Origin of the sequence: Actinomyces bowdenii, assembly GCF_017592395.1 — a bacterium.
Lineage (GTDB): Bacteria > Actinomycetota > Actinomycetes > Actinomycetales > Actinomycetaceae > Actinomyces > Actinomyces bowdenii.
Genome location: NZ_JAGFOU010000017.1, coordinates 20,279 through 45,558 on the forward strand (window position 1 = coordinate 20,279; position 25,280 = coordinate 45,558).

Here is a 25,280-nt window from a genome sequence, read left to right on the forward strand (position 1 = left end):
GATGGGGAGGGATGCACGGTCAGGGGTGGGGAGCCGCATCAGCACGGCAGTGCGCGAAGGCGGCACCACGGCCCGATCCTACGAGCCCGCAGCAGCGCGGCTTGACGGCGGCGGGCCCCGGCGTCGTCGGTTCCGGGTGCGCTGAGGCACTGGCCCCTGGCCCCCGGTTGAGCACTGGCCTCCCCTCTCACGGGTGGAGCGCCTCCCACAGGCCGGGACCGACATTCTTGTGTCGGGCGAGCCCAGCATGCGCCGGCCGGCCTGCTGAATCGTCCCAGCCAAGGCCGAAGACAGCCCGGGTCCATGCGCACCACGACCTGCCACGATCCGGACCGTGCGGGGCCTACCAGTGGGAATGAGCCGGACGAGCCAGCCCGCAGCCCGCCACTGACCCGGCCTGCGGCAGGCAGCAGCAAGAGGATCGACGACGATCCAGACACGCAAGGAGGGCACCCCATTCCAGTGCGGGACGGTCGCCGTCCCACTGGACTACGACAACCCGGGTGGTCGAGCCATCACCATCGCCATGAAGAGGCTCCCCGCCTCCGACTGGGACGCGCAGTCGGCCGCCGAGAGGATCGACCACCCCTTCTTCGGCGGCGCCTCGAACGCCATGGAGGCCTACTGCCGAGGCTGGGAGCCCGGGCGCAGGCCTCGCCCCAGGAGATCCGCGCCGAGGGCTCAGACCCGATTCATCGGGGCCGCGGAGGATGCCAGAACGCTCTACCCCTGGGCCCAGAGCCTCGCCGACCAACTGGACAACGGCCACCTGCTCACCGTCGCGGGCTACGGACATGGTGCCTCCGGCAGTTGCGCCGGTGCCGCCATGATCGACTTCCTCATCAATGGGACCATCCCAGCGGAGGGAGCCATCTGCACCACCAGTTCCCTCCCCACTTTCGACAATTTGCATGAGATCGTACTTCTCCGGGCCTGGAAAACGCCGATCTCATGCAAATTGTCGAAAGTGGGGGTTAGCGGCGCCAGCGGGCGAAGCCTCCCTCGGAGTTGATGACCTGGCCGGTGATCCAGCGCGCCTCATCGGTGAGCAGCCAGGTGATGAGGCGCGCGGCGTCGTCGGGCTCGCCCCAGCGGCCGAAGGGGAACATGCCCGCGGTCTGCTCGACGATCTCGCGTGTGACGTAGCCGGTGTCCACCGGACCGGGGTTGACCGTGTTAACGCGGATGCGGGCGTCGGCGAGCTGGTCGGCGATGGTCAGGGCGACCCCGGCGATCGCGGACTTGGCCGCGGCGTAGGCCACCTCCCCGGGCATCGGCCCCAGTGCCTGGCCCGAGGTGAGGAAGACGATGGATCCGCCCGGCGAGGCGTCGGCGGCGAAGGCCGGCTGGGCGGCGAAGGCCTGGGCCAGCAGGATGGAGGCGCGGGCATCGACCCGCCAGTGCCGGTCGAGGATCTCCTCGCTCAGCTCCCCCAGGGCGCCGTCGGGGGAGCTCATCGCCTGGTTGCACACCAGGGCGTCGAGGTGGCCGTGGTCCTCCACGGCAGTGCGCAGGACCCGGTCGGGCTCGCCGGGCTCGGAGAGGTCCGCATGGATGGCCGTGAGCCTGGCACCCTCGGTGAGGTGGCCGCTGATGGAGGCCAGGACCTCGGTGACGTCATCGGCGCCCCACTCCTGGGCGGCGTCGTGGGGCGCGTAGTGGTGGATGGCCAGGCTGGCTCCGTAGTCGGCGGCGCGGCAGGCGATGGCGTGCCCGATGCCCACACGGCGGCTGACCCCGGTGACCAGGACCGTGCGCCCGGCCAGGGGCAGCGGGTCGCGGGAGAGGATCGGGGTGGGGGCGGTGGAGGAGGGCCTGCTGTCGGGATCGGGGGCTGTGCTGATCATCATGCCACTCTAGAAGCCACCCTCCCTCCGGCGCCGGCGATCGACGACAACGGGGGCGCCCTTCGACGGCGACCAGGGGCGGCTAAGAGCGCCGGGCCGCGTCGGATCAGCCCGGGGCCGCGACCTCACCCGCGGCGGTCGCGCCCTGCCCCGGGATCACCCCTCCAGCTCCCCCTCGAAGGCCACGAGGGCGGGGCGGGAGAACAGCACGAAGCGGACGAGCTCGAGAGCGCCGCCCTCATGCGGCTGCCCGCCCCCGCGGGGCTCACCGGTCATCCCGGCCAGTGCGCGGGCGGAGGCGACGGCGATGCGGGCGACCTCCTGGAGCCCCCACCCGTAGGCGCCCGCGCTCACTGCGGGCAGGGCGACGCTGCGGCAGCCCAGCTCGGCGGCCAGCGCGAGGCTGGAGTCGAAGGCGGCGCGCAGGAGCGCGGGGTCGTCCTGGCCCGCATGCCGGTTGGGCCCCACCGTGTGGATGACCCAGCGGGCGGGAAGGTCGAAGGCGGGGGTGGCCACGGCCCGGCCGACCGGGAGCCCGTCGCGCAGCTCGGTGGCGCGCAGCTCCCGGCAGGCCTCCAGCAGCCGGGGCCCGGCGGCGCGGTGGATGGCGCCGTCCACTCCCCCGCCTCCCAGGAGGGAGGAGTTCGCAGCATTGACGACGGCGTCGACCTCCTGGGTGGTGATGTCGCCGATGACGGCCTCGATGCGCATGGCTGCTCCTTCGCGTGTCTTCTGGGCGGGCGGGGTGCGGGCGCCTGTTGCCCACCACCCTGCCATGACCGCAGGGTGGCAGCAGGGTTGCCGCAGGGCCGGATGCGGCGCACGGCTGGGGGCGGAGCGCCGGCCGACGACGTGACCGAGGACTCAGAGGGGGATTTCCCTCCCCTGCCTCTTCGCGGCTATAGTTGCCGTGCTGCACACGGGGTGTGGCGCAGTTTGGTAGCGCGCTTCGTTCGGGACGAAGAGGTCGTGGGTTCAAATCCCGCCACCCCGACCATCGAGTTCATACTCGCACCCCAGTCCGATTTCTCCGGGCTGGGGTCGTTGCATGTTCCGGCGGTGACGGCCTTGACCATGCTGTTCCGCACGCCCCGATCAGCCGGGCTGCGGCCCCCGGCACTGCCCGCTCGGCGTGATCGCCGGCTAAGCCCCAGGCCCCCCGGAGTCCGGAGCACCTCCTTGGCCACCGCCTGCGCGGCCAGGGCCCCGGGACGGTGCAGGCCCTGCGCAGATACAGGCTCACCCCCGATTCCACTGATCCTGGGGCACCGGTGATCCTCTCACCCCGTGCACGTCGAGTCGGCAGCCGCCCGCCACAGGTGCTCACCATGGAGAAGGGCTCAACGCGCCCGCATCATTGACGCGCGCAGAAGAGCTCCGGGCGAAGAGGCATCAGCGCTCCCTTTCATCACCACGCGCAGCGCAGCCAGGCCGCCCGCCAGTGGAACCCGACGAAGCGGCCCCGGATCCCCCACGCCCCACGCCTCAAAAGCCCCAGGAGCCGGGGGCAGGCATGATCGACTCACGGCCTCCCGCAGCCACCGGACCGCCGAAGGATATGCCTGAGCGCGCCCTCAAGATCAGGATGGGCGGGCTCGAATCCGCTCCCCCGCAGGCGCGCATCGCTGACCCACTGATCGGTGTGGATGAGCTCATCGGCGCCCCGGGCGCCGAGCACCGCCATCGGGCCGAGCCTGGGCACCGGGATCACCGCCGGACGGCGCAGGACCCGGCCAAGAGTCGCAGCGAGCTCCCCCGCCGTCGCCGGGTGCGGGGCAACGGCGTTGACGGCCCCCTCCAGCCCGGGGGTCAGAAGGGCGTGGATATAGGCGCGCACCATGTCATCCAGCGCGATCCAGCTGACGGCGGCGCGGGCGTCCGTGATCCGGCCGCCCAGCCCCACCAGGAACAGGGGCAGCTGCGGGGCCAGGGCCCCACCGGACTCGGCCAGCACGATCCCGGTGCGCAGCGCGCATGTGCGCACGCCCCCATCAGCGGCGCGCTGCAGCTGGGCCTCCCAGGCCCGGCACACGCCCGCCAGGAAGCCCCCGCCCGCGGAGGACTCCTCCGTGAGCATCTCCCCGGGGCGCCGGGCCCCGTAGTACCCGATGCCACTGGCCTGCACGATGGTGCGCGGCCCCGAGCCACTGTCCGCCAAGGCGGCGGCCGCGCGGGCGATGAGGGCCGCGGAGGAGACGCGCGAGGAGAGGATCTCCCTCCTGGCTCGGGCCGTCATCCGCGTGCCGATGGTCCTGCCCGCCAGGTTGACCACCGCATCCACGCCCTCCAGATCAGCCGGGTCGAGCCGGCCCGCGGCGGGATCCCATGCGATGCGCCCCTCCCCCGCCCTGGCCGCGCGCACCATCGGCACCACGCGGTGGCCCCCGGAGGCCAGGGCGGCGGCGAGCTGGGTCCCGATGAGCCCCGAGGCGCCCGCAATGGCCACCGTGAGCCGGGGCCGGCCGGCGTAGCGGGCGTGGAAGTCCAGGTCGTCGCGCAGCTGCCTGGCCCGGTAGGCCAGGAGGCGCTTGATCTGACGGGCGATGACAGTGCTGCCCGCCCCCAGCCCTCGGGGCGGCTCCACCTCGACGACGTCGGTCAGCTCGGTGGCGGCCCCGCCATCGACGGGAGTCATGGAGTGCGTGTGCTCCCAGTGGCGCCACGGGCCACTGACCTGCGCATCAACGAAGCCGCAGCCCTCGGCGCCCTCCCAGGCGCGCACATGCTCCAGGAGCCAGCGCGGCCTGGCGCCACCGGCCAGCGCCGGCCCCAGCCGCGCGCCCACCCGCCTGCCCGCCTCGATCCCGCCACGGTCCTGCCCCTCCACGGTGGCCAGCAGCGACGGCGTGAGCCGGGTCAGCGCGCCGGGCCGCGAGTGCCATGCGGCCACCTCCGCCAGGGGGTGGTCCAGCCTCACTCGGCACTCGATGCGCATGGCTCCACGTTATCCCAATCACGACCAGCCCACCGCTGCCGGAGGCCCCTGCCGCCACCCCGACCATCGAGTTCATGGCCTCCCCAGTACGGTCCGCCCGGGCTGGGGGTTGTTGCGCTCTGAGCCCCCGCCACTGCTTTCGACGATTTGCATGAGATCGTACTTCTCCGGGCCTGGAAAAGGACGATTTCATGCAAATCGTCGAAAGTGGGTGCTGGGCACGGCACGCCACCTCCACCTCGACCCGACCGCGCCATGGGGCGCACTCCCCGTCGCCACTCGACCCCGGATCGTGACCTACCCGTTACCCTGGGACGGTCCTTGACCTACGGCATCGAGAGAAGACAGTCCTCAGCACCCGGTCTCGCCCGCCTACCAACGGTGAGGCCTGCCCTACCTCAGGAGTCCCGAATGAGCACCCGTTTCCGCACCACCCTTGCCGCAGTCGCCCTGGCTGGAGCCCTGGCCCTCACAGGCTGCTCCTCCCCCAGCGGCGGCTCCTCCGACTCCTCCTCGTCCTCCGGCGCGGGGGACTCCGCCGGCTCCTCCCAGACCACGGCCGCCAGGGAGGACGCAGCCGCCAAGGAGACCACCGCGGCACCGGCGGCCCCGGAGGTCCCCGCCGGCCACAAGGAGGTCACCGCCCCCACCGCGGGGATCACCGTGGCCGTCCCCGAGGACTGGAGGAACGTCGGCGAGCTCTCCGACGAGGAGCTCCAGGCGATCTCCGACGCCACGGGCAACAGCCCTGAGACCTACAAGACCCAGCTCGAGCAGCTCGACCTGTTCGTCATCGCCTCCACGCCCGATGAGAGCGGCTTCAGCTCCAACCTCAACGTCGCCAAGCAGACCGTTCCCACTACCACGCTGCCCTCCGAGGCCGAGGTCCAGGCCCTGCTCGCCCAGCAGACCGCCACGATGGACTCCTACGAGACGGTCCAGACGGCCAACGGCAAGGGCGTCGTCAGCGCCTACTCCCTGACCCAGGGCGAGATCAGCGCCAAGGGCTCCCTCCTCCTGCTGCCCAATGCCGACAAGGAGTTCACCATCATCTTCGTCAGCGCCTCCACCGCCGAGAAGGCCAAGGAGATCTCCGACAACGTCGTGTCCTCCGCGCACTGAGGCCCGCGGGGGCAACCACTCGATCCCCTGAGGCCCACCGGCTCACGCGGCCTACCGCGACCGACCCCTCGCGTGGGGCGGGCACCCGAGCAGGGCGCCCGCCCCACGCGCCGTCCACCAGCCGCCAGCCCTATCAGCCCGGCCCACAGGTCCCGCCGGTAGGGTGGGCGGCTGAACGGCGTCGACGGAAGGCGAGCACTATGGCAGCATCGCAGCACAGCAGCGCATCCCCCGACAGGCCCCTCGGCCGCCTCAGGCACGTGGAGGCCTACCTGACCCTCGCCTTCGCCCTGGCCCTGGCCACCTGGACCCTCCTCATGGGCTCCGGGGCGCTGGAGGGACTGGATGCCGCCCTGCACGCGCCCGACGTCGGGCTCCGCTCCGTCACGGGCCAGGCCGCCGAGGCCTTCTCCGCGCTGACCCACCCCCTGCTCATCCTGGCCAGCATCATCGGCTGGGCCATCTACTCCTACAAGCGCCGCATGCGCAGGCTCAGCCTGGCCCTGGCCATCGCCGCGGCCGGCATCCCCCTGCGCCTCCTGCTGGCCTGGTGGGTGCGCCACCCCGTCCCCGACAGCGTCTTCGCCGACTCGGTCTCCGCCCCGGCCTACGCCTACCCCTCGGCCCACGTCACCGCCATGACCCTGGCCGCCTGGGTGCTGGTGACCCTGGCGCGCGCCCACCGACGGGGCTCGGCCATTGTCGCGACCGGGACCGTCGTGGGCTACGCGGCAGTGGCCATCAGCGCGGTGAGCCAGTGGCTCATGGGCCTGGCCGCCCCCTCCGACCTCATCGGCGGCTTCCTCATGGGGGCCACGGTGGCCAATCTGGCGCTGTGGGCCGGGGGTATCGAATCGATCCTGGCGGCCTGGGTCAACCGGCCCAGCACCGCGCAGGGCGAGGGCAAGCGCGCCGCCCTCATCTACAACCCCACCAAGTTCGACGACCTGTCCCTGCTGCGCCGCCGCATCGAGGCCGAGACGCGCTCAGCCGGGTGGGAGCCCGCCATCTGGCTGGAGACCACGCCCGAGGATCCCGGGCATGACATGGCCCGCCGGGCCCTGGAGGCCGGGGCGGACCTGGTGATGGTGGCCGGTGGCGACGGCACGGTCCGGGCCGCCAGCGCCGAGCTGGCCGGATCGGGCACCCCCATGGCCCTCATCCCCGCCGGCACCGGCAACCTGCTGGCCCGCAACCTGTCCATCCCCCTGGACACCGACGCCGCCATCCGCCTGGCCCTGCACGGCAGTCCCAGCGCCATCGATGCGGTGCGCTGCGAGCACGACGGCGGCCAGGAGCGCTTCGTGGTCATGGCGGGCCTGGGCCTGGACGCCCAGATCATGGACTCCACCGACGACGGGCTGAAGAAGGTCATCCGCTCCGGGGCCTATGCGGTCGCCGCCGTCCAGAACGCCGTCCCCGACCCCTTCACCGCCACGGTCGCCTTGGACGACGACGAGCCCGCCGAGCACCAGATCGTCATGGCCCTGGTGGGCAATGTCGGCACCATCACCGCGGGCATGACGCTGCTGCCCGACGCCGAGCCCGATGACGGCTACATCGACCTGCTCCTGGCCAGCCCCGACAAGGTCGCGGACTGGGCCCGGCTCGGCGCCCAGATCCTCACCGGCCAGGAGATGAAGGGCTTCACCACGGCCCGGGCCAGGAGGATGAGCATCCGCACCGCCGAGCCCGTGGCCTTCGAGCTCGACGGCGATCCCGCGGGGACCACCAGCACCCTGAGCCTCGAGGTGGAGCCCGAGGCGCTGCTCGTCGTGGTCCCCCAGGACGGCTGAGGCGCGGCCGCCGGGCGGCCCCGCACCCCGTCGGAGCAGCCGGCCCCTCTGCCCTAGAATGGCGCGGACCCTCCAGCCCAGACAGGAGCCCCATGCGTTCACGACTCACAGTCGCCCTCGGCCACGCGGCCCGGCTCGCCGCCCGGCTGCGCGGTGGCGGCAGCGGCGGCACCGCCTTCCCCGGACTGGTCATGGAGCGCACCGATCCCGGCTTCCTGGCGCGCACGCTGGGCCGGCTGCCCCACGGCGTCGTCGTGGTCTCGGGGACCAACGGCAAGACCACCACCACGAAGATGGTCGTCCAGCTGCTGCGCGAGCAGGGACTGAGGGTCTTCACCAACCGCACCGGCTCGAACTTCGTGCGAGGGGTGCTCGCCTCCCTGCTCACCGAGGTCGACGCCGCGGGCCGCCTGGACGCCGACATCGCGGTCCTGGAGCTCGATGAGGCCCACGCCGTCCACTTCGTGGCCCAGGTGCGCCCCCGCGCCTGCCTCCTGCTCAATGTCATGCGCGACCAGCTCGACCGCTTCGGCGAGATCGACTACACCGCCTCCCTGCTGCACCGGATCGCCGCGGCCACGCGCGAGGTCGTCGTGGTCAACGCCGATGACCCCCGCCTGGCCGCCCCCGCCTTCTTCGAGGGCGTCACCGCCCGCACCGCCGCCTTCGGCGCCGGCGCCCAGCTGCGCTCGCTGTTCCTGTCCGACGACGACCTGCGCACCGGGGCCACCGCCCCGACTCCCGGGCCAGGTGCCGCCGGCCCGGGAGCCGGGGGCGCCCCCGCCCCCCGCACCACCCTGGAGGCCATCGAGGGCCAGCGGGCCACCGTGCGCGTGGACGGCCAGGACCACGAGGTGGACTTCGCCATCCCCGGGGTCCACAACCTGCTCAACGCCTGCGCCGCCCTGGAGGTGGTCCTGGAGGTCCTGGGCGATCGCGCCGACCTCCCCGGGCTGCTGCGCACCCTGGGCCGGGTCGAGGCGGCCTTCGGCCGCGGGGAGGTGCTGACCCTGGACGACCGCCCCGTCCAGCTCTCCCTGGTCAAGAACCCCGCGGGCTTCCGCATGGGGCTGCTCTCCGCCGCCGCCCAGGCCCAGGCGGGCGAGGCGGTCATGGTGGCCATCAATGACGAGTACGCCGACGGGCGGGACATGTCCTGGCTGTGGGACGTGGACTTCTCCGCCCTGCGCGAGGGCGGGGTCGCCGTCGTCACCGGGGTGCGGGCCTGGGACATGGCCCTGCGGCTGGACTACGACGAGGTGCCCATCGGCCGCGTCGAACCGGACCTGCGCAAGGCCCTGGCCCTGCTGCGCCAGGCCGCCCGGGAGGCCGACCGGCCCATGAGGATCTTCACCACCTACACGGCCATGCTCTCCCTGCGCTCCATCCTGGGCGGGCTCACCGAGGTCGAGGAGGTCATGTCATGAGCACCCTGTACGAGCACACCACCGACGGCCCCGCGCGCGGGAGGCTGCGCCTCCTCCAGCTCTACCCGCGGGACATGAACATCTACGGCGACTGGGGCAACACCCTGGTGCTGGCGCGCCGGGCCCAGCGCCACGGCTACGACGTCGAGCTGCTCTCCTACGACCCGGGCCAGGACCTCCCCGGGGAGGTCCACCTCCTCGTGGGCGGCGGGGGCCAGGACTCCGGGCAGGACCGCATCAAGGACGACCTGCTGGAGGTGGGGCCGCAGCTGCGCGATTGGGCCCGCGACGGGCTCCCCATGCTGGCGATCTGCGGCCTCTACCAGCTCTTCGGCCGCGGCTTCACCACCGGCAAGGGCCGGGAGATCCCCGGGATCGGACTCATCGACGCCCACACGGTGGCGGGACGGGGGCGCCTCATCGGCAACATCACCCTGAGCACCCGGGAGTTCGGCGAGGTGGTGGGCTATGAGAACCACTCGGGCCTGACTACCCTGGGCCCGGGGGCGAAGCCCCTGGGGACCGTGCGCGTGGGCGACGGCAACAACGGCACCGACTCCACCGAGGGCGCCCGCGTCCACCACGTCATCGGCACCTATCTGCACGGCTCCCTGCTGCCCAAGAACCCCGCCATGGCCGATTGGCTGCTGGCCCGGGCCGTGGAGCACGCCGGGCAGGACTGGGACCCCGAGCCCCTCGACGACGCCTGGGCGGACAGGGCCCGCGCCGTCGCCATGTCCCGGCCCCGCTGAGGACCTCGATCAAGGCCGTCGGCCTGCTACGCCAGCGCTGGAACGCGCGTTTCAAGCGAGCGCATCCCCGCTTGTGGCGCACACGCACAGGATCTAGACTCGTCGAAGTTAGGATCACCTAACAGACCGCTCCTTCCGATGCCGTGAGGTTCCCATGCTGTCCTGCCGCCCGACCAGACGCGCCGCCATCCTGACCACAGCCGCCGCCCTGGGGGTGACCCTGGCCGCCTGCGCCACCGACCAGGGGGGCTCCTCCGGCTCCGGCAGGGGGGATGGAGCCCCCCTGAGGATCGTGGCCACCACCGGGTACCTGGGGGATGCGGCCGCCAACATCGCCCCCGAGGCCGAGATCACCGTGCTGGTGGGCCCCGGCGGCGACCCCCACACCCAGGAGCTGACCACGCAGGACGCGCAGAGGATCGAGGAGGCCGACGTCGTCCTGTGGACCTCCCACGACATGGAGCACAAGATGCTCGACCAGCTCGAGGCCCTGGGCGACAAGCAGGTGGCCGCCGCCGAGTCCATCCCCGAGGCCGACCTGCTGCCCTGGGAGGAGGACGGCAAGGTCGAGGGGCACGACCCCCACGTGTGGAACTCCCCCGACAACTGGAAGCACGTCGTCACCGCCTGCGCGAGGAAGATCGCCGAGATCGACCCCGATCACGCCTCGACCTACACCTCCAACGCCGAGGACTACAACCAGAGGATCGATGAGGCCAAGGAGGCGGCCGCGAAGCAGTTCGACACCATCCCCAAGGAGAACCGCGTCCTCATCACCGGGCACGACGCCTTCAACTACCTGGGGAAGACCTTCGAGATCGAGATCCACGCCACCGACCTGGTCTCCTCCGAGTCGGAGATCTCCGCCGCCCAGATCGATGAGCTGGCCACCACCATCGCCGAGAAGAAGGTGCCCGTCATCTTCCAGGACAACCTGAAGAACCCCGAGGCCATCAACCACCTCAAGGAGGCGGTGGCCGCCAAGGGGTGGCAGGTCGAGGTCTCCGACAAGCCGCTGTTCGCCGACTCCCTGGGCGAGTCCGCGCCCACCGACACCTACCTGGGGGTCTTCGAGTACAACGCCACCACGATCACCGAGGCCCTGGCCCCCGCGAGGTGACCCGAGAGCCCCGCCCCCGACCACGACTGACGATGACGACCCACGACGACATGCCCGCCCCCTGCCGGATCGAGTCCCTGAGCGTGGCCTACCACGACCGCCTCGCCCTGCGATCAGTGAGCCTGACGGTGCCACCCGGAGAGGTCATGGCCATCCTCGGCCCCAACGGCGCGGGCAAGTCCACGCTGGTCAAGGCGGCGATGGGGCTGGTCCCGGCGCTGTCGGGGACGGTGAGCTTCTACGGCGAGGCGCTGGACCGCGCCCGGCGGCGCGTGGCCTACATGCCCCAGGCGGCCGAGGTGGACTGGGACTTCCCCACCACCGTGCGCGATGTCGTCACCATGGGCACCTACGGGCGCCTGGGCTGGTGCCGCCGTCCCGGGGCCGCCGAGCGCCGCGGCGTCGAGCAGGCCCTGGAGGCCGTGGGCATCGCCGACCTGGCGGGCCGCCAGATCTCCGAGCTCTCCGGCGGCCAGAAGCAGCGCACCTTCGTGGCCCGGATCCTGGCCCAGGACCCCGACCTGTTCATCATGGATGAGCCCTTCGCCGGGGTGGACGCCGCCTCGGAGCGGGCCATCGTCGAGGTGCTGGCCGGGCTGCGCGAGGCGGGCCGGACCATCGTCATCGTCCACCACGACCTGTCCACGGTGCGCCGCTTCTGCTCGTGGGCCACGCTCCTGTCCGACGGCGATCTGATCGCCACCGGGCCCCTGGAGGAGGCCTTCACCACCGAGGCGGTCCACCGGGCCTACGGAATGCTGGATGAGGAGCTCACCGGAGGCCGCTCATGAGCGCCCTGAGTGCCTCCCTGGCCCCCGCCCTCGTGGACCCGGTGGCCTTCCTGTCCAGCTACACCTACCGCACCATGCTGCTGGGCACCTCCATGGTGGGGCTGACCGCGGGGGCCCTGGGCTCCTACCTGTACCTGCACAAGCAGTCCCTGGTCTCCGACGTCATCGGCCACTCCGCCATCGCCGGGGTGACCACGGCCTTCATCACCGCCACTGCGCTGCTGGGGATCGGCGGGCGCTCCGTCCTGGTGCTCACGATCGGCGCCCTGATCGCCGCCACCGCCGCGGTGCTCGTGGCCAACTGGATCGCGCGCGCCTCCCGGGTGGGCATCGACGCGGCCATGGCGATCTGCCTGGCCCTGTTCTACGGCTCCGGAGTGGTCATGCTCAATGCGATCAGCCACTCCAGCCTGCCCGAGCGCGGCGGGATCGCCGACTACGTCTTCGGCTCGGCCTCCACCCTGACCCGGGCCGATCTCACAGCCATCAGCGGCTTCGCCGCCACCGCGCTGGCGGTCACCGCCCTGCTGTGGAAGGAGTTCAAGCTCCTGACCTTCGACCCGGTCCTGTGCCGCACGATGGGCCTGTCCAACCGCGCCCTCAGCCCCCTGCTCCTGGGCACGGTGACCGTGGCGATCGTCATCGGCATCAAGGCCGTGGGACTCATCCTCATGGTGGCCTTCGCGATCATGCCCGCGGCCGCGGCCCGCCAGTGGACCCGCCACCTGTGGTCGATGATCGCACTGGCCGGGCTCATCGGCGCCCTGTCCGCGGCCATGGGCTCCTACCTGGCCGTGAGCCTGGGCTCGATCCCCACCGGGCCGATCATCGTCCTGGTCCTGGCCGCCGTCCTAGCGGTGTCCCTCCTGGCCGCGCCGCGCCGCTCCCTGCTGCGGCGCCGCCAGGCCCAGCGGGCACTGCGGCGCCGGCTCCTCGCCGAGGTCGCAGCCGCCCGGGAGGGCTCCGGCCCGACGACGACGGCGCCCGCCCCCGCGCCGGGGGAGGCGCACCGATGAGCCTGGTCGTCGCCGTCGCCCTGCTGGCCGTGGTCACCGCGGTCACCTGCGCCCTTCCCGGAGCCCTCCTGGTGCTGCGGCACCAGTCGATGCTGGTGGAGGCCATGTCCCATGCGGTGCTCCCGGGGATCGCCCTGGGGGCGCTCATCTCGGGCACCACGCGCTCACCGGTGATGGTGGTGGCGGCCTCCCTCATGGGCCTGATGGTGGTGCTGGGCGCCGAGCAGCTGCGGGGCTCGGGCCTGGTGGGAGGCGACGCCGATCAGGGCCTGGTCTTCCCCGCGCTGTTCGCCGTGGGGGTCATCATGCTCTCGACCTCCCTGTCCAAGGTCCACATCTCCCAGGGCACGGTCCTCACCGGGGATCTCAACCTGCTGGCCCTCACCCCGGGGCGGCTGGTGGTGGGGCGCTACGACCTGGGCCCCTCAACCATGTGGTCCCTGCTGGCGGTCCTGGCCCTGACCTCCGCTTACCTCACGGTGTTCTACCCGGTTCTCAAGGTCTCCACCTTCGATCCGGTCACCGCCCGCACCATGGGGCTGCCGGTGCGGTGGGTGGACCTGGGGCTCATGCTCCTGGTCTCCCTGACGGTGGTGGTGGCCTTCAGCACCGCTGGGGCGATCCTGGTGGTGGCGCTCATGGTGGTGCCTCCGGCCACGGCGCTGCTGGTGGCGCGCAGCCTGCCGGGGATGATCGCCCTGAGCCTGGCGGTGGCCGCCGGCTCAGCGCTGCTGGGCTTCTGGGTGGCGCTGCGCCTGGACCTGGCGACCTCCTCGATGATGGCCGTGGTGGACGGCCTCGTCTTCCTGGCCGTCCTGCTCCTGACCCGCGGCGGAGGACGGCGCCGGGCCCGCCGCGCCCTGGGCGCCCCGGGGGCGTGAGCGCCGCTCCACCACGCGATCCCGTGCCCCGCCCCCCACAGCCGCAGGGAATTCGCGCACATCACAGGTGCGTATTGAGCCCGCGAGCGCGCCCCCGCGCCCCGGGCCGGCGGCTCGGATCGCACCCCGGCCCGGCCTCGGGTCGCCGCCGCCATGGGGCCCGAGGCCGGGACCCGCCCCCGCCGGTGGCGCCATCACGGGGATCGGTGGCGCCACCGGCGGGGCCGCCACCGCTGAGGGGGCGCACGGCCGGGGATCGCGCACCGGGGCCGAGCCTCCCAGGGACCGAAGTCCATGTCAGGAGAGGCTATCTTTAGTAGGTACCGAAAGGGCTCATGCCCGTCGCCAATAGATCCAGGACCGAGGCTCACCATGACCACCTCAACCCAGGCACGTGACGCGCAGGCGCCGGTGGGGGCCGCGCCCCGCCCCCTGTCCGAGCTCAGACCGGGCTCGCGCGCCATCATCACCGCCGTCGGCCCCAGCGGGCCCGCCGCACCCAGTGCCGCCGAGCGGCATCTGACCCGCAGGCTGCAGGACCTCGGCATCATGCCGGGGCGCCCCATCAAGGTCCTGCGACGGGCCCCCCTGGGCGACCCCACCGTCTTCCTCGTCGCCGATTACGAGCTGTGCCTGCGCAAGCGGGATGCCGCCCTCATCCAGGTGGCCGACCCGGCCGCCGCCCCGGGCAGCGGCCGGCACTCCGGCCCAGCGGCGCACCGGGCTCCCGGCCGGGCCTCCACGGCGGGCCGCAGTGGGCAGGAGGAGCGATGAGCACCGAGCACTGCGGCATCGGGCCCGCCAGCAGCCCGGCTCAGGGCGCCTGCCACTGCGGCGCGGGCTCCAGCACCACCCTGGTGGCCGGGGCCAGGCGCATCGCCCTGGCCGGGGCCCCCAACGCGGGCAAGACCTCCATCTACAACGCGCTGACCGGCCTGCGCGCCAAGACCGGCAACTACCCCGGCGTCACCGTCTCGCGCTCCCTGGGCGCCTGCCGCATCGGCGAGGTGGACCTGACCATCGAGGACCTCCCCGGCGCCTACTCCCTGGAGCCCATCAGCCCCGACGAGCAGATCGTGCGCGACGTCCTGACCGGCGACAGCCGGGGCGTCGAGACCCCCGACGCCCTCATCGTCGTGGTCGACGCCACCACGCTGCGCCGCGGCATGGCCTTCGTGGCCGAGGCCCTGGCCCTGGGCCTGCCCACATGCCTGGCCGTGACCATGACCGATGAGCTCTCCCGCCGCGAGGGGAGCCTCGATGTCGAGGCCCTGGGCCGGGCGCTGGGCATCCCCGCGGTGCGGGTCCTGGGGCACCGGGGAATAGGCATCCCCCAGCTGCGCGAGCACCTGGCGCAGGCGGCCGCATGGCCGCGCACCCCCGTGCCACCGCCCACCGACCCCGGGGAGCTGGCCTCCTGGACCGACTCGATCCTGGCCGCCGCCGACTACACCTCCCCCGCCCCTGACCAGGCCACCGGGGCGATCGACCGGATCCTGCTCCACCCGCTGTGGGGGACCATCGTCTTCTTCGCCATCATGTACGCCTTCTTCCAGGCGATCTTCACCTGGGCGGCGCCCTTCCAGGACGCCATCGAGGGGGGCTTCGGGGCCCTGGCCGAGGCCGTCCACGGCTGGCTGGACCCCACCCACCCGCTGCTGGCCGGGCTGCTGGCCGACGGGATCCTCGGAGGCGTGGGCTCCGTGCTCACCTTCGTGCCCCAGATCGTCATCATGTTCCTCATCATCGCCCTCATGGAGGGCGTGGGGTACATGTCCCGAGCAGCCTTCCTCATGGACCGGGTCATGAGCCGGGCGGGCCTGGAGGGGCGGGCCTTCGTGGCGCTGCTGTCCTCCTTCGCCTGCGCCATCCCCGGCATCATGGCCACCCGCACCCTGCCCAGCGCGAAGGACCGCCTGGCCACGATGCTCGCGGCACCCCTGATGACCTGCTCGGCGCGCCTGCCCGTCTACGTCATCATGATCTCCCTGCTCGTGGACGGCGATGCCCGCATCGGCCCCTTCGGCGCCCGGGGCACCATCATGTTCGCCCTCTACCTGCTGGGAGCGGTCTCGGCGATGCTCGCCGCCTGGGTGGTCAAGCGCCTGACCGACCGCGGCTCGGTGCTCCTCCCCTTCTACATGGAGATGCCGCCCTACCGCCTGCCCCGCCCGCGCACCGTGGCGCTCATGGTGTGGGAGGCCTGCAAGGGCTTCCTGAAGAAGGCCGGCACCATCATCACACTGACCACGATCATCCTGTGGGTGCTGCTCAATGTGCCCATGCGCTCGCAGGCCGAGTTCGAGGCGCACTGCGCCTCCGACACCCAGTGCGCCGCGGTGGCGGCCGCCGTGGAGGACCCCGCCGCCTCCGCCGTCGTGGGCGAGGACGGCGCCGTGGTCACCGATCCGGCCGAGCTGGAGGCCCTGCTGGCCGCGCAGCAGACCTCCTATGTCATGAACCGCTCCTGGGCCGCGGGCCTGGGCCGCGCCGTGGAGCCGGTCTTCGAGCCCCTGGGCTTCGAGTGGCGCATCAATGTGGCCATCCTGTCCTCCCTGGCCGCCCGCGAGACCTTCGTGGCCACCCTGGGGCAGATCGCCGCCGCCGAGAACCCCGACGAGCCGGGGGGCCGGCTGGCCTCCATGACCTACCAGGAGGACACGCTGACCAACCGGGCCGGGGACCAGCTGTTCAACCCCGCCACCCTGGCGGCCATCCTCGTCTTCTTCGTCTACGCCCTGCAGTGCATGGCCACAGCCGGGGCGATGCGCCGTGAGACCGGGACGTGGAAGTGGCCCCTCATCGCCTACGGCTACATGTTCGTCACCGCCTGGGTGATGGCGGCCCTCGTGCGCACCGTCGTGGCGGCGCTGCTGTGAGGCTGATGCGCCGTCGTCCCGCCGGCCGGGCCGCGGGCGGGGGCGATGCGCCGGTGCCCATGCACCCCCTGTCCACACCGGACCCGGCGGTCCTCAAGTGGGTGGTGCCCGACGGGCTCCTGCCCTTCAGCGGGCAGGTGGCCACCGCCCCGCCACCGCTCCAGGCCCTGCTCGACGACGCCACCCTGGAGTCGGTCCATGCGACTGCCGGCGCGGTGCTCACCCTCCTGGGGCAGGGCCGCAGCTGGAGCAGCGAGGGCGCCCGGGTGCGCACGGCCCTGGCCGAGGCGCTGACCCGGCCAGGGCTGTGGGAGCCGGTCGCCTCGGCCCGGGCCCTGGGCCCCGATGAGGCGCTGCTGGCCGCCGCCCAGGAGATCGCCGAGGGCCCGGTGGGAGAGCTGGCCCGCCGTCACGGCGGGGCCTTCCTGGTGCGCGGGGCCCAGGGGGGCGTGGTGGAGGTGGAGCTGGCGGGGGCCTGCCACGACTGCCCGGCGGCGGTCATCACCATGCACACCCGCTTCGAGCGCCTGCTGCGCCGCCGCTGCCCCTGGCTGGTAGAGGTGCTCAGGACCGCCTGACGCGATCCTGCTGCCGGGCCCCGGCGGCTCTTCTAGACTTCAGCGGTGGCTACTCCTGACTTCATCCTGGCCCTGCGAGACAAGATCGGGCACGACCTGCTGTGGCTGCCCGGGGTGAGCATCGTCGTCGTCGACGACGACGGCAGGGTGCTGCTGGGCCGGCGCGCCGACACCGGGCACTGGGCAGTGGTCTCGGGCATCCCCGACCCGGGCGAGCAGCCCGCGGTGGCGGCCATGCGCGAGTGCCTGGAGGAGACCGGCGTTGAGGCCGAGGTCCTGGGAGTGGCCAGTGTCAGCGCGGGCGCCCCCACGTCCTTCCCCAACGGGGACCGCTGCGCCTTCATGGACATCACCTTCGCGGCACGCCCGGTGGGGGGCACGGCCCGGGCCTATGTGGCCGACGACGAGTCCACCGAGGTCGGCTGGTTCGCGCCCGAGGCCCTGCCCGAGCCCCTGCTGGCCTCCACGCCGGGGCGCATGCGGGCGGCCCTGGACTGGCTGGCCGACCCGGCCCGCGGAGCGCGGTTCCAGTAGAGGCTCGGAGGAGCCCCGTCAGGACCATCACATCGGATCCGTCGACTACCCATCAACTCCCCATTGACCGGCACCCAGGGGGCAGGTATGGAGATCTTCCTCACTCAGCGATAGGAGCTCTTCATTTCTCACGTAGGGACGCATATTTTCGGGCCCGGGACCGCGCTGCGGCGAGGAAGCCGCACACCACCCCTCGACACTCAGGGAATATTCATCAAGCGTTGTGCTTGCTCTCAGAAAACCTCACTAATGGCCCTGAGACCCGAGCGTGACACAGCCGGGCCCGACGGGATACAACTCGCGTCATGACACAGCAGAACCCCTCCTCCAGCACCGGTTACCAGTGGCCCGCCCGTTCCAAGGACAAGGTGTGGCTCGGCATCTGCGGCGGCTTCGCCGAGCAGTGGAAGATCAACCCCTGGCTCGTGCGCATCGGCTTCTTCATCTTCGTCGTGCCGCTGGGCGCCGTGTACTACCTGGGCGCCCAGAACATGCCGGAGCCGACCGCCTGAGCCCCGGGGCTCCGTGAGCGGCACCGCCCGCAGCCGGAGCACCATCGGGCACTGAACAACCCCATCCCCCATACCCACCGGGCCCGGGCCGCGATCGCGGTCCGGGCCCCTGACACTCCGGGGCCTTCAGCAGTCACTGGTCGCAGTGGGCCAAGGGCGCTGGAGCGGATCAACGCCTTCATCGCCAGGCACTCGGCCAACTCCCTGGCCTGGGTGATGGGGATCCTGGGGTTCCTGCTGGCTGCCGACGCCGCGAGCGCGCTGCGGCGATGAGCGCACAGCCGCTTCGACCACTCCCACCAGGTCAGCGCCACCCGCAGCGAGGACCATGGGTAGGACCAGAGTCATACCAGTGGTACCATGCCGGTATGACTCAGAAGATCGCAGTGAGCCTCCCGGACGCGCAGGTCGCCTCCATCCGCCGGGCGGTCGCGCAGGGCAGGGCACCATCGGTATCGGGGTACATCAGCACCGCGGTGGCGCGCGCCGAGCAGGAGGAGAGCCTGACGGCGCTCCTGGACGATCTCGATCGCGAGCTCGGGGAAGTCAGCGCCCGCGACCTGGCCTGGGCCGACAAGGCACTAGGCCTGTCATGAGCAGAGCCGGCGCCGGCACCGGCATGGTCAACGGCCTGACCCTGGATACCGGGGCTCTGCTCGCACTGGAGCACGGCGACCCCCGGGTTCGCGCACTCCTACGGCGGGCGATGCAGGAGGCCTTGCCCCTGGATGTCCCCGCCGGAGTCGTGGCCCAGGCGTGGCGCGGTGGGCCGCGGCAAGCGCGGACCGCCCGACTACTGGCGGACCCCTCGGTGCAGGTCATCCCTCTGGATGACATGACGGCACGGGCCGTCGGGCTCCTATGCGGCAGAACCGGGCGCTCCGACGTCGTCGACGCGCACGTGGCGCTGCAGGCCCAGCAGACGGGGCATGCCGTGGTGACCTCCGATCCTCAGGACCTGCGCGCCCTCGCCCCCGGCCTCAGGCTGATAGAGGTCTAGCGCTGCAGGGCCACCAGCCCGGGCATGCCCACTACTGGGGCGGCTCCACGATGAGGGGCTCCTCGCCGGGGGCGTGCACCTCGGCGCGCGGGACCGGGTCGAGGGACAGGCTGACGCGCAGGCGCTGGCCCTCCTGCCCCACCGCGTCGTAGGCCAGGTGAGGGTTGTCCAGGGAGGCCGCCTCGGTGCGGGCCCGCACCAGCCAGGGGTGGCGGCGGCGCAGCCCGATGAGGTCCTGGTGGAGGCGCATCATCCACCCGCCCATCGGGGACAGGTCCTCGGGGACCTGCGGCAGGGCCGGGCGGACCTCGTCGTCGCCGCCGAGCGTCTCGGTCTTCATCCCGCGGAAGGCCTGCTCGTCGCCGTAGTAGATGGTGGGAACCCCGCCCACGGTCATGAGCAGGACGAGGGCGAGGGCCGCCTTGGCCCCACCCACACGGCTGGCGATGCGGGTGACATCGTGGTTGCCGATGAAGGTCGCCGGGGTGAAGGAGTCGAGCATCTCGTTGTGGCGCTTGAGGCACCAGTCGAGCTCGTAGAAGTTGACGTCGGCCAGCGAGCTCCAGGTCGCCTTCCACAGCTCGTACTGGGTGACGCTGTCCACCGTGGAGTCCTTGACGAAGGCCGGGTAGTCGCCGTGGATGACCTCCCCCAGGAACCAGGCCCCGGGGTGGCGCTCGCGCACCGCGGGCAGGACGCGGGCCCAGAAGGCGGGAGGCACGGCGTAGGCGGCGTCCAGGCGCCAGGCGGCGGCGCCCCGGTCCAGCCAATGGGTGAGGACGCGGATGGCCAGGTCGACGACCTCCTCCGAGTCATGGTTGAGGGCGGCCAGGGAGTCGTGCCCCTCGAAGGTGGCGTAGCCGGGGCCCCGGCCATCGCCGTCGGGGTCATCGAAGCGGAAGCACCCGCGCTCCGGGCCGCCGCCACGGGCGGCGCGGAAGAGGGGGTGCTCGATGCCCACGTGGTTGAGGACGCCGTCGAGCATGAGGGCCAGGCCCCGGTCCCGGCAGGCCGAGGCGAGGCGGTCGAAGGCCGCGTCGTCCCCCAGGCGGGGGTCGATGGCGAAGTGGTCGGTGGTGTCGTAGCCGTGGGTGGTCGAGGCGAAGATCGGGCCGAGGGCCAGGCCGTTGGCGCCCAGCTCGACGGCGTAGTCGAGCCACGGCTCCAGGCGGTCCAGGCGGGGGGCGCCGGAATCGGTGAGCGGCCGGCCCGGCTCGGGCCGGATGGGGGCGCCGGTGGCGCCCAGGGGGTAGACCTGCCACCACAGGCAGTGGTCGATCCAGGAGGGGGAGGCGGGACGGGTGGCTCTGGATGCCTCAGTCATGACGCCATCATAGGGGCGTGTGATGACGCTCTCAGGGTCTTGCCGGGACGGCCTCCCGCGGCCGCCCCGATCGTGTCCGGGGCTTCTCGTGTCCAGGGCTTCGCAGAACCGCAGGATTCCGCGGCTGCGCGACAGCTCCTTCGGGGCGGGCGCGGCCTTGGCCATCGGATTCGGACAAAGCACTCCCCCGACAGCGGATGACCGCTGCCGGGGGAGCATGGATGTCACCGAATCGGCGCCCTGCGCGGGGCCCGCTCGGCAGCCTCCGGCTCAGCGCACGGGCTTGCGCACCTCGGCGGAGATGAACCAGGCCTGCTGCTCCAGCTTGCCGATGAGGTCCTCGACGATGCCGGAGGAGGTGGGGTCCTCGGAGTCGATGTCCTCGTCCACGCCGCGCAGGGTGGCCACGACGGCCTCGATGGCCGAGACGATGTACTCCACGCCCTCGGTGGTGAGGATCTCGCCCTCGGGGGCGGCGGGCACGGTCGTGGCGGCGGCAACGGTGGCGGGGCGGCCGTCGGGGGTGGTGTTGATGGCGCGCATGCGCTCGGCGATCTCGTCGGCGCCCTCGCGGGCGATGTCGACGACCTCGTCGAGGTTGAGGTGCAGGTCGCGGAAGTTGGGACCCACGATGTTCCAGTGGGCCTGCTTGCCCACCAGCTCCAGGGCGATGAGGTCCACCAGCACGCGCTGGAGGTTGTCGCTCAGGGAGGCGGAGGCGGTGAAGGCGAGTCGGATGGAGGGGGCGGAAACAGTGTCAGCACTCATGGGGCTTACCTTAACACCTCCAGTGCCATCCCGGGTGTTACTTATGATTCACAGGTGAGGCATTCCTCAGCCCCGCAGGTCACGGCGATTCCCGGCGACGGCGGCCGCAACCACCAGGAGCAGGGCGAGCACCAGGCAGACGGCGGGCCCCACCCACCCCTGGGCCTCGCCCAGCACAGCCCCCTCGGCCGCGGGCAGGGAGGGCAGGTGGGTCCAGGGCGAGAGGTTGAGCAGCCACTGGGGCGCGTGGGCCGCGGGCCCCAGCACGAACACCGACAGCCACAGGGCGTAGGCGCCCCAGCCCAGGGCGCGGGCCCATCGGGGGGCCACTGCGTGCACCAGCCCCATGAGCGCGCCGGCCAGGAGCGCAGCGGGCAGCTGGGCGGCCAGGCCCGCCGCCAGCCCCAGGGCCAGGCACCACGGATCCTCCACGGCCGGGGAGCCCTGGGCGGACAGCGCGGGAAGCGCGCTGCCGGCCAGCCCCACGCCGATCCCGATCAGGACCGTCAGGGCTCCCAGGACCAGGACCTGGAAGCGCGCCAGCAGCCAGCCGCCCCGGGAGACGGGCAGGGCCAGGACGGCAGCGCTCAGGCCCGAGGACTCCTCCCCCACGGCGGCGCCCATGAGGGCGACGGCGCAGGCACCGGCCAGGATGCCCCCGTAGCCGACGATGAGCGCGAGATAGACCTGGACGCTCAGCTCACCCCCGAAGAAGGCCTGCATGGAGGGGTTGTCGGCGAGCAGCTGCTGGAAGGAGGACTCGATGGTGGGTGCGAACAGCCCGTAGGTGGTCCCGAAGGCCAGGCCGCCCAGGCCCCACCACCAGCGCTGGGAGGCGGTGGTGCGCCGCGCCAGGGCGTGGGCGCCGGCGGGCCCGCGGCGGTGGCGGCGCCCGCCTCCCAGGTCCGGCACCAGGCCCTGCCCGAGCTGGCGCCTGCGGTGCAGGGCCAGTCCCGCGGCGGTGGTGGCCAGGGCGATCACGGCCAGGGCCACCAGCGGCTCCCAGCGCAGGTCCACGTAGAGGCGGGCCTGCTGGGCCAGCCCGATGGGGCTGAGCCAGGACGCCCGGGACATGGCACTGCCCGGCTCGCTGGCGTCGCCCAGGCCGCGCAGGGAGAACCAGGCCAGGACCAGCATGAGTCCCGCCCCGCGGGCGGCGCGCGCCGAGGGCGCCAGGGCGGCCAGCACCAGGCCCGCTCCTGCGGCACTGAGGCCCACCAGGCTCAGGGCCGTGCCCAGGAGCATGCTCTGGCCGGGCGGGAGCCCTCCGATCATGGCGGCGATCGCGCTGAGCGCCCCCATGCCCAGGCCGGTCAGGGCGGCGGCGATCAGGGCGGCCCGAGCGCTCTCGCCGCGGCGGGTCGGCGCCGCGACGAGCAGCTCTGCGGGGCCGGCGTCCTCATCGGCCCGGGTGCGGGCGATGGCCCGGAGGACCCCCATGAGGGCGAGGACAAGGGCCAGCCACCCGAGGGCCTGGGCAGCGAAGAGCGCCCCGAAGGTCGGGAAGGGGCGGTCCAGGCCGTAGCCGGGACCGGTGAACAGGGAGGCGGCAGGGGTGGAGTAGGTCAGTGCGGCGGCTTGGCGCTCCTGGGGTGTGGAGTAGGCGGCGTCGAGCATGAGGACGCAGTACAGGGCGAGGAGGGCCTGCCCGGCGCTCCAGCCCAGGATGCTGCGGCGCTCTCGGCGCAGGGTGGCCCTGGTCAGCGGGGTCAGCAGGGCCCCTCCGGCGCCGCGCCGTCCGCCCCGCCCCTCCCGTGCGCCCTGACCGCCGTGGCGGCTGCGCAGGTCCTGCGGGCCCCGGGTGCTCTGGGTGCTCATGCGGCGCCCTCCTGGGTGTAGTGGCGCAGGAAGAGCTCCTCCAGGCTGGGCGGGGCGGCGCTCAGGGAGTGCACGCCCAGGGCCGCCAGGGCGCGCATGGCCTCGGGGTAGTGGGCCGAGTCGATGCTCGCCTCGATCCTCCACCCTGGCTGCGGCGCCCGACCGCCCTCGCCCCGGAGCCCCGGCGCCTCCTGCGCGCTCCGGCCTTCCTGGGACCCCCGCCCCTCCTGGGCGGCTCGGGGCTGCTGGCCGGCGGGCTCGATGCTCAGCTCGTGGACTCCCGCCACGGCGCCCAGCGCCTGGGGACTGGCCTCGACGACGGCGCGGATGCGGGTGCGCAGCAGGCCGCGGATGCGCTCCAAGGGGCCGTGCTCGACGGTGCGCCCCGAGCGGACGATGGTCACGTCGGTGCACAGGCGCTCGACCTCGGACAGGATGTGGCTGGAGAGCAGGACGGCCGTGCCCCGCTCAGAGGCCTCGGCCACGCACTGGGTGAAGACCTCCTCCATGAGGGGGTCGAGCCCGGAGGTGGGCTCATCGAGGATGAGGAGCTCCACCGGCTCGCTGAGCGCGGCGATGAGGGCGACCTTCTGCCGGTTGCCCTTGGAGTAGGCGCGGATCCTCTTGCCCGGGTCCAGCTCGAAGCGCTCGATGAGCTCGGCGCGGCGGCCGGCCACCTGCCGGCCCTGATCGGCGGGGCGGCGGCGCAGCGAGGCCAGGGCCTCCAGGGTCTGGCCACCGGTGAGGGAGGGCCACAGGGCCACGTCCCCGGGAACGTAGGCCAGTCGGTGATGGAGCACGGCGGCCCGGGTCCAGGGGTCGTCGCCGAAGAGGCGGGCGTCTCCGCCGTCGGCCCGGATCATGCCGAGCAGAACGCGCAGGGTCGTGGTCTTGCCCGCGCCGTTGGGACCCAGGAAGCCGACCACCTGTCCGGGCTCGACGCGCAGGTCCAGGCCGTCCAGGGCGCGGGTGGTGCTGCGGCCCCGGCCGAAGTCCTTGACCAGGCCCTGGACATCGACGACGGGGGCCGACCCGCCTGAGGGGTCGCTCGGCGGCCCGTGAGGGCGGGTGGCGTGCGCGGGGATGGTGGGCGGTGCGGGCGCGGTCATGATTCCTCCTGGGGTGCTTGCTTGGGTGCTTGGGCCTGGGTGGCCTGCGTCATCGTGGGCTCCGGGGCGGTCGCGGGCCCGGCATCACGGGCCTGCGACTCGCCCTGGGCCGCCAAGGCCGCGTTGGCGGCGGGGGCGGTCCGGAGGTAGTCCTCGAAGAGGGCCGGGTCGGTGAACAGTGGCTGGGCGTAGAGCTCGGCGGTCACGGGGCCGTAGCGCTCGACGAACTCCCGGGTGACCACCTCGATGTCCGAGGGGTCGGAGGCCTCGTAGCGGGCGAAGAGCAGCATGGCCCCGAATCCGGAGTAGAGCAGGTAGCGGGCTCGGGCGGCGTTGTCGTGGGAGGGGGTCACGGCCCCGGCCTGGACGGCCTGGTCCATGTAGGCCACGGTCTCGCTGACGAAGGACTCCATGAGCCGCCCGGCCAGCTCGCCGCCCTCCTGGATGGAGCGCAGGGCATAGGAGGCGGCGGGGAGGTAGTCCTCGATCCGGGCCATCTGGGCGAGCAGGTCGGTGGGGCCCCCGAAGTAGACCGAGTCCCTCTTCGCCTCGACGGTGATCCTCAGGACCTCGTCATCGCAGGCCCGGCGCAGCCCCTGCTTGGAGCCGAAGTGGTGGGTGATGAGCCCCGCGGTGACGCCCGCCTGGGCCGCGATGGCCCTCAGGCCCACGCTGAATCCCTCGCGGGCGAAGCAGGTGATGGCGGCGCGGCGGATGCGCGCCACGGCGGTGAGGTCGGAGGCGCAGGGGGGCGGCACTGAACGCATGACCAGCATGCTATACGATAGTATAGACCAGGTCAAGCCCTCTCGCGCAGAGCACCTCGGCGACCGCCTCCGCAGAGCCGGCGGCAGCGGGCCCCTCGGCGATGCGCAGCAGGATCCTCGGGTGCCGGCGGGCCGGACGCGCCCCCGGGCACTCGTGACCAATTCGAGCCGTCACGATCCGGTCTCCCTGCTTGAGCGCCCGAGAACCGCATTGCTAGTGTGCTGGCAATCTGTGGAAATCCATATCATCCAGGATGATCCCTACAAGATATCTCCAGGTTCTTTCCACGAATCCCTATCCCAT

General features: G+C 72.5%; 24 protein-coding genes and 1 tRNA gene. 17 read left to right on the forward strand and 8 right to left on the reverse strand.

Annotated features, from left to right (window positions below):
• The first annotated feature begins 526 nt into the window (after positions 1 to 526).
• On the forward strand, positions 527 to 1,012 hold the full coding sequence (locus tag J5X07_RS08485; protein WP_208479461.1) for an alpha/beta hydrolase: 486 nt from the start codon (positions 527 to 529) through the stop codon (positions 1,010 to 1,012).
• On the opposite strand, the gene J5X07_RS08490 is transcribed toward J5X07_RS08485, so the two are convergent.
• Positions 975 to 1,847, reverse strand: a complete 873-nt coding sequence (locus J5X07_RS08490) for an SDR family oxidoreductase (RefSeq protein WP_208479463.1) — start codon at positions 1,845 to 1,847, stop codon at positions 975 to 977. The two genes, J5X07_RS08485 and J5X07_RS08490, sit on opposite strands and share 38 nt — an antisense overlap.
• Before the next feature lie 156 nt (positions 1,848 to 2,003).
• On the reverse strand, positions 2,004 to 2,558 hold the full coding sequence (locus J5X07_RS08495; RefSeq protein WP_179901159.1) for an O-acetyl-ADP-ribose deacetylase: 555 nt from the start codon (positions 2,556 to 2,558) through the stop codon (positions 2,004 to 2,006).
• A gap of 209 nt (positions 2,559 to 2,767) precedes the next feature.
• Between J5X07_RS08495 and J5X07_RS08500 the strand changes: the two genes are divergently transcribed.
• Positions 2,768 to 2,844, forward strand: a tRNA-Pro gene (locus tag J5X07_RS08500).
• A gap of 525 nt (positions 2,845 to 3,369) precedes the next feature.
• Here J5X07_RS08500 and J5X07_RS08505 read toward each other — a convergent pair.
• Entirely contained in the window at positions 3,370 to 4,782 is a 1,413-nt protein-coding gene (locus J5X07_RS08505) for a TIGR01777 family oxidoreductase (protein ID WP_208479465.1), read from the reverse strand.
• 411 nt (positions 4,783 to 5,193) lie between these two features.
• On the opposite strand from J5X07_RS08505, the gene J5X07_RS08510 reads away from it, so the two are divergent.
• The 15 genes from J5X07_RS08510 (at position 5,194) to J5X07_RS08580 (ending at position 19,190) form a co-directional block, all read left to right on the forward strand.
• The gene (locus J5X07_RS08510) at positions 5,194 to 5,904 is read left to right on the forward strand and encodes a hypothetical protein (RefSeq protein ID WP_185732053.1); all 711 of its coding nucleotides are present in this window, start codon (positions 5,194 to 5,196) and stop codon (positions 5,902 to 5,904) included.
• A gap of 200 nt (positions 5,905 to 6,104) precedes the next feature.
• Complete coding sequence (locus J5X07_RS08515) at positions 6,105 to 7,700, forward strand: bifunctional phosphatase PAP2/diacylglycerol kinase family protein (protein ID WP_208479467.1); 1,596 nt, start codon at positions 6,105 to 6,107, stop codon at positions 7,698 to 7,700.
• 92 nt (positions 7,701 to 7,792) lie between these two features.
• Positions 7,793 to 9,127 (forward strand): Mur ligase family protein, encoded by a 1,335-nt coding sequence (locus J5X07_RS08520; protein ID WP_208479469.1) that lies wholly within the window; start codon positions 7,793 to 7,795, stop codon positions 9,125 to 9,127.
• Positions 9,124 to 9,879 (forward strand): type 1 glutamine amidotransferase, encoded by a 756-nt coding sequence (locus J5X07_RS08525; RefSeq protein ID WP_124934113.1) that lies wholly within the window; start codon positions 9,124 to 9,126, stop codon positions 9,877 to 9,879. Before J5X07_RS08520 ends, J5X07_RS08525 begins: the two co-directional genes overlap by 4 nt.
• Before the next feature lie 154 nt (positions 9,880 to 10,033).
• Complete coding sequence (locus J5X07_RS08530) at positions 10,034 to 10,999, forward strand: metal ABC transporter substrate-binding protein (protein ID WP_208479471.1); 966 nt, start codon at positions 10,034 to 10,036, stop codon at positions 10,997 to 10,999.
• Positions 11,000 to 11,031: 32 nt separating this feature from the next.
• The gene (locus J5X07_RS08535; RefSeq protein ID WP_124934111.1) at positions 11,032 to 11,790 is read left to right on the forward strand and encodes a metal ABC transporter ATP-binding protein; all 759 of its coding nucleotides are present in this window, start codon (positions 11,032 to 11,034) and stop codon (positions 11,788 to 11,790) included.
• Positions 11,787 to 12,806, forward strand: a complete 1,020-nt coding sequence (locus J5X07_RS08540) for a metal ABC transporter permease (protein ID WP_208479473.1) — start codon at positions 11,787 to 11,789, stop codon at positions 12,804 to 12,806. Before J5X07_RS08535 ends, J5X07_RS08540 begins: the two co-directional genes overlap by 4 nt.
• The gene (locus tag J5X07_RS08545) at positions 12,803 to 13,687 is read left to right on the forward strand and encodes a metal ABC transporter permease (protein WP_208479475.1); all 885 of its coding nucleotides are present in this window, start codon (positions 12,803 to 12,805) and stop codon (positions 13,685 to 13,687) included. Before J5X07_RS08540 ends, J5X07_RS08545 begins: the two co-directional genes overlap by 4 nt.
• Positions 13,688 to 14,059: 372 nt before the next feature.
• Positions 14,060 to 14,461 carry a FeoA family protein gene (locus J5X07_RS08550; protein WP_124934108.1) on the forward strand — a complete coding sequence of 134 codons (402 nt, stop codon included), beginning with the start codon at positions 14,060 to 14,062 and terminating at the stop codon, positions 14,459 to 14,461.
• Positions 14,458 to 16,566 carry a ferrous iron transporter B gene (gene feoB / locus J5X07_RS08555; protein ID WP_124934107.1) on the forward strand — a complete coding sequence of 703 codons (2,109 nt, stop codon included), beginning with the start codon at positions 14,458 to 14,460 and terminating at the stop codon, positions 16,564 to 16,566. The genes J5X07_RS08550 and feoB overlap by 4 nt, the downstream gene beginning before the upstream one ends.
• Positions 16,567 to 16,571: 5 nt before the next feature.
• Positions 16,572 to 17,144, forward strand: coding sequence for a NifU family protein (locus J5X07_RS08560; protein ID WP_124934106.1), 573 nt, complete (start codon positions 16,572 to 16,574; stop codon positions 17,142 to 17,144).
• A gap of 45 nt (positions 17,145 to 17,189) precedes the next feature.
• Complete coding sequence (locus J5X07_RS08565) at positions 17,190 to 17,678, forward strand: NUDIX hydrolase (RefSeq protein WP_208479476.1); 489 nt, start codon at positions 17,190 to 17,192, stop codon at positions 17,676 to 17,678.
• 305 nt (positions 17,679 to 17,983) lie between these two features.
• A complete protein-coding gene (locus tag J5X07_RS08570) occupies positions 17,984 to 18,190 on the forward strand; it encodes a PspC domain-containing protein (RefSeq protein ID WP_124934104.1) in 207 nt (68 codons plus the stop codon).
• Between the two features lie 368 nt (positions 18,191 to 18,558).
• Positions 18,559 to 18,786, forward strand: coding sequence for a toxin-antitoxin system antitoxin subunit (locus J5X07_RS08575; RefSeq protein WP_124934103.1), 228 nt, complete (start codon positions 18,559 to 18,561; stop codon positions 18,784 to 18,786).
• Entirely contained in the window at positions 18,783 to 19,190 is a 408-nt protein-coding gene (locus J5X07_RS08580) for a PIN domain-containing protein (RefSeq protein WP_243896627.1), read from the forward strand. Before J5X07_RS08575 ends, J5X07_RS08580 begins: the two co-directional genes overlap by 4 nt.
• A gap of 31 nt (positions 19,191 to 19,221) precedes the next feature.
• Here J5X07_RS08580 and J5X07_RS08585 read toward each other — a convergent pair whose 3' ends face one another.
• The 5 genes from J5X07_RS08585 to J5X07_RS08605 form a co-directional block, all read right to left on the reverse strand.
• Positions 19,222 to 20,514 (reverse strand): alpha-amylase family protein, encoded by a 1,293-nt coding sequence (locus J5X07_RS08585; RefSeq protein WP_208479478.1) that lies wholly within the window; start codon positions 20,512 to 20,514, stop codon positions 19,222 to 19,224.
• Positions 20,515 to 20,784: 270 nt separating this feature from the next.
• Complete coding sequence (locus J5X07_RS08590) at positions 20,785 to 21,282, reverse strand: Dps family protein (protein ID WP_124934101.1); 498 nt, start codon at positions 21,280 to 21,282, stop codon at positions 20,785 to 20,787.
• 66 nt (positions 21,283 to 21,348) lie between these two features.
• Entirely contained in the window at positions 21,349 to 23,100 is a 1,752-nt protein-coding gene (locus J5X07_RS08595; RefSeq protein ID WP_243896628.1) for a hypothetical protein, read from the reverse strand.
• A complete protein-coding gene (locus J5X07_RS08600; RefSeq protein ID WP_208479480.1) occupies positions 23,097 to 24,209 on the reverse strand; it encodes an ABC transporter ATP-binding protein in 1,113 nt (370 codons plus the stop codon). Before J5X07_RS08600 ends, J5X07_RS08595 begins: the two co-directional genes overlap by 4 nt.
• A complete protein-coding gene (locus J5X07_RS08605; protein WP_243896629.1) occupies positions 24,206 to 24,976 on the reverse strand; it encodes a TetR/AcrR family transcriptional regulator in 771 nt (256 codons plus the stop codon). The genes J5X07_RS08600 and J5X07_RS08605 overlap by 4 nt, the downstream gene beginning before the upstream one ends.
• Positions 24,977 to 25,280 lie beyond the last annotated feature (304 nt).

Bases quoted from the DNA above. Each gene is read 5' to 3' on its own strand.
- J5X07_RS08570 (WP_124934104.1), top strand. From the start codon at position 17,984: ATGACACAGCAGAACCCCTCCTCCAGCACCGGTTACCAGTGGCCCGCC.
- J5X07_RS08485 (WP_208479461.1), top strand. From the start codon at position 527: ATGAAGAGGCTCCCCGCCTCCGACTGGGACGCGCAGTCGGCCGCCGAG.
- J5X07_RS08530 (WP_208479471.1), top strand. From the start codon at position 10,034: ATGCTGTCCTGCCGCCCGACCAGACGCGCCGCCATCCTGACCACAGCC.
- J5X07_RS08550 (WP_124934108.1), top strand. From the start codon at position 14,060: ATGACCACCTCAACCCAGGCACGTGACGCGCAGGCGCCGGTGGGGGCC.
- J5X07_RS08495 (WP_179901159.1), bottom strand. From the start codon at position 2,558: ATGCGCATCGAGGCCGTCATCGGCGACATCACCACCCAGGAGGTCGAC.
- J5X07_RS08600 (WP_208479480.1), bottom strand. From the start codon at position 24,209: ATGACCGCGCCCGCACCGCCCACCATCCCCGCGCACGCCACCCGCCCT.
- J5X07_RS08505 (WP_208479465.1), bottom strand. From the start codon at position 4,782: ATGCGCATCGAGTGCCGAGTGAGGCTGGACCACCCCCTGGCGGAGGTG.
- J5X07_RS08545 (WP_208479475.1), top strand. From the start codon at position 12,803: ATGAGCCTGGTCGTCGCCGTCGCCCTGCTGGCCGTGGTCACCGCGGTC.
- J5X07_RS08535 (WP_124934111.1), top strand. From the start codon at position 11,032: ATGACGACCCACGACGACATGCCCGCCCCCTGCCGGATCGAGTCCCTG.
- feoB (WP_124934107.1), top strand. From the start codon at position 14,458: ATGAGCACCGAGCACTGCGGCATCGGGCCCGCCAGCAGCCCGGCTCAG.
- J5X07_RS08540 (WP_208479473.1), top strand. From the start codon at position 11,787: ATGAGCGCCCTGAGTGCCTCCCTGGCCCCCGCCCTCGTGGACCCGGTG.
- J5X07_RS08525 (WP_124934113.1), top strand. From the start codon at position 9,124: ATGAGCACCCTGTACGAGCACACCACCGACGGCCCCGCGCGCGGGAGG.
- J5X07_RS08510 (WP_185732053.1), top strand. From the start codon at position 5,194: ATGAGCACCCGTTTCCGCACCACCCTTGCCGCAGTCGCCCTGGCTGGA.
- J5X07_RS08580 (WP_243896627.1), top strand. From the start codon at position 18,783: ATGAGCAGAGCCGGCGCCGGCACCGGCATGGTCAACGGCCTGACCCTG.
- J5X07_RS08605 (WP_243896629.1), bottom strand. From the start codon at position 24,976: ATGCGTTCAGTGCCGCCCCCCTGCGCCTCCGACCTCACCGCCGTGGCG.
- J5X07_RS08520 (WP_208479469.1), top strand. From the start codon at position 7,793: ATGCGTTCACGACTCACAGTCGCCCTCGGCCACGCGGCCCGGCTCGCC.
- J5X07_RS08595 (WP_243896628.1), bottom strand. From the start codon at position 23,100: ATGAGCACCCAGAGCACCCGGGGCCCGCAGGACCTGCGCAGCCGCCAC.
- J5X07_RS08560 (WP_124934106.1), top strand. From the start codon at position 16,572: ATGCGCCGTCGTCCCGCCGGCCGGGCCGCGGGCGGGGGCGATGCGCCG.
- J5X07_RS08575 (WP_124934103.1), top strand. From the start codon at position 18,559: ATGACTCAGAAGATCGCAGTGAGCCTCCCGGACGCGCAGGTCGCCTCC.
- J5X07_RS08585 (WP_208479478.1), bottom strand. From the start codon at position 20,514: ATGACTGAGGCATCCAGAGCCACCCGTCCCGCCTCCCCCTCCTGGATC.
- J5X07_RS08490 (WP_208479463.1), bottom strand. From the start codon at position 1,847: ATGATCAGCACAGCCCCCGATCCCGACAGCAGGCCCTCCTCCACCGCC.
- J5X07_RS08515 (WP_208479467.1), top strand. From the start codon at position 6,105: ATGGCAGCATCGCAGCACAGCAGCGCATCCCCCGACAGGCCCCTCGGC.
- J5X07_RS08590 (WP_124934101.1), bottom strand. From the start codon at position 21,282: ATGAGTGCTGACACTGTTTCCGCCCCCTCCATCCGACTCGCCTTCACC.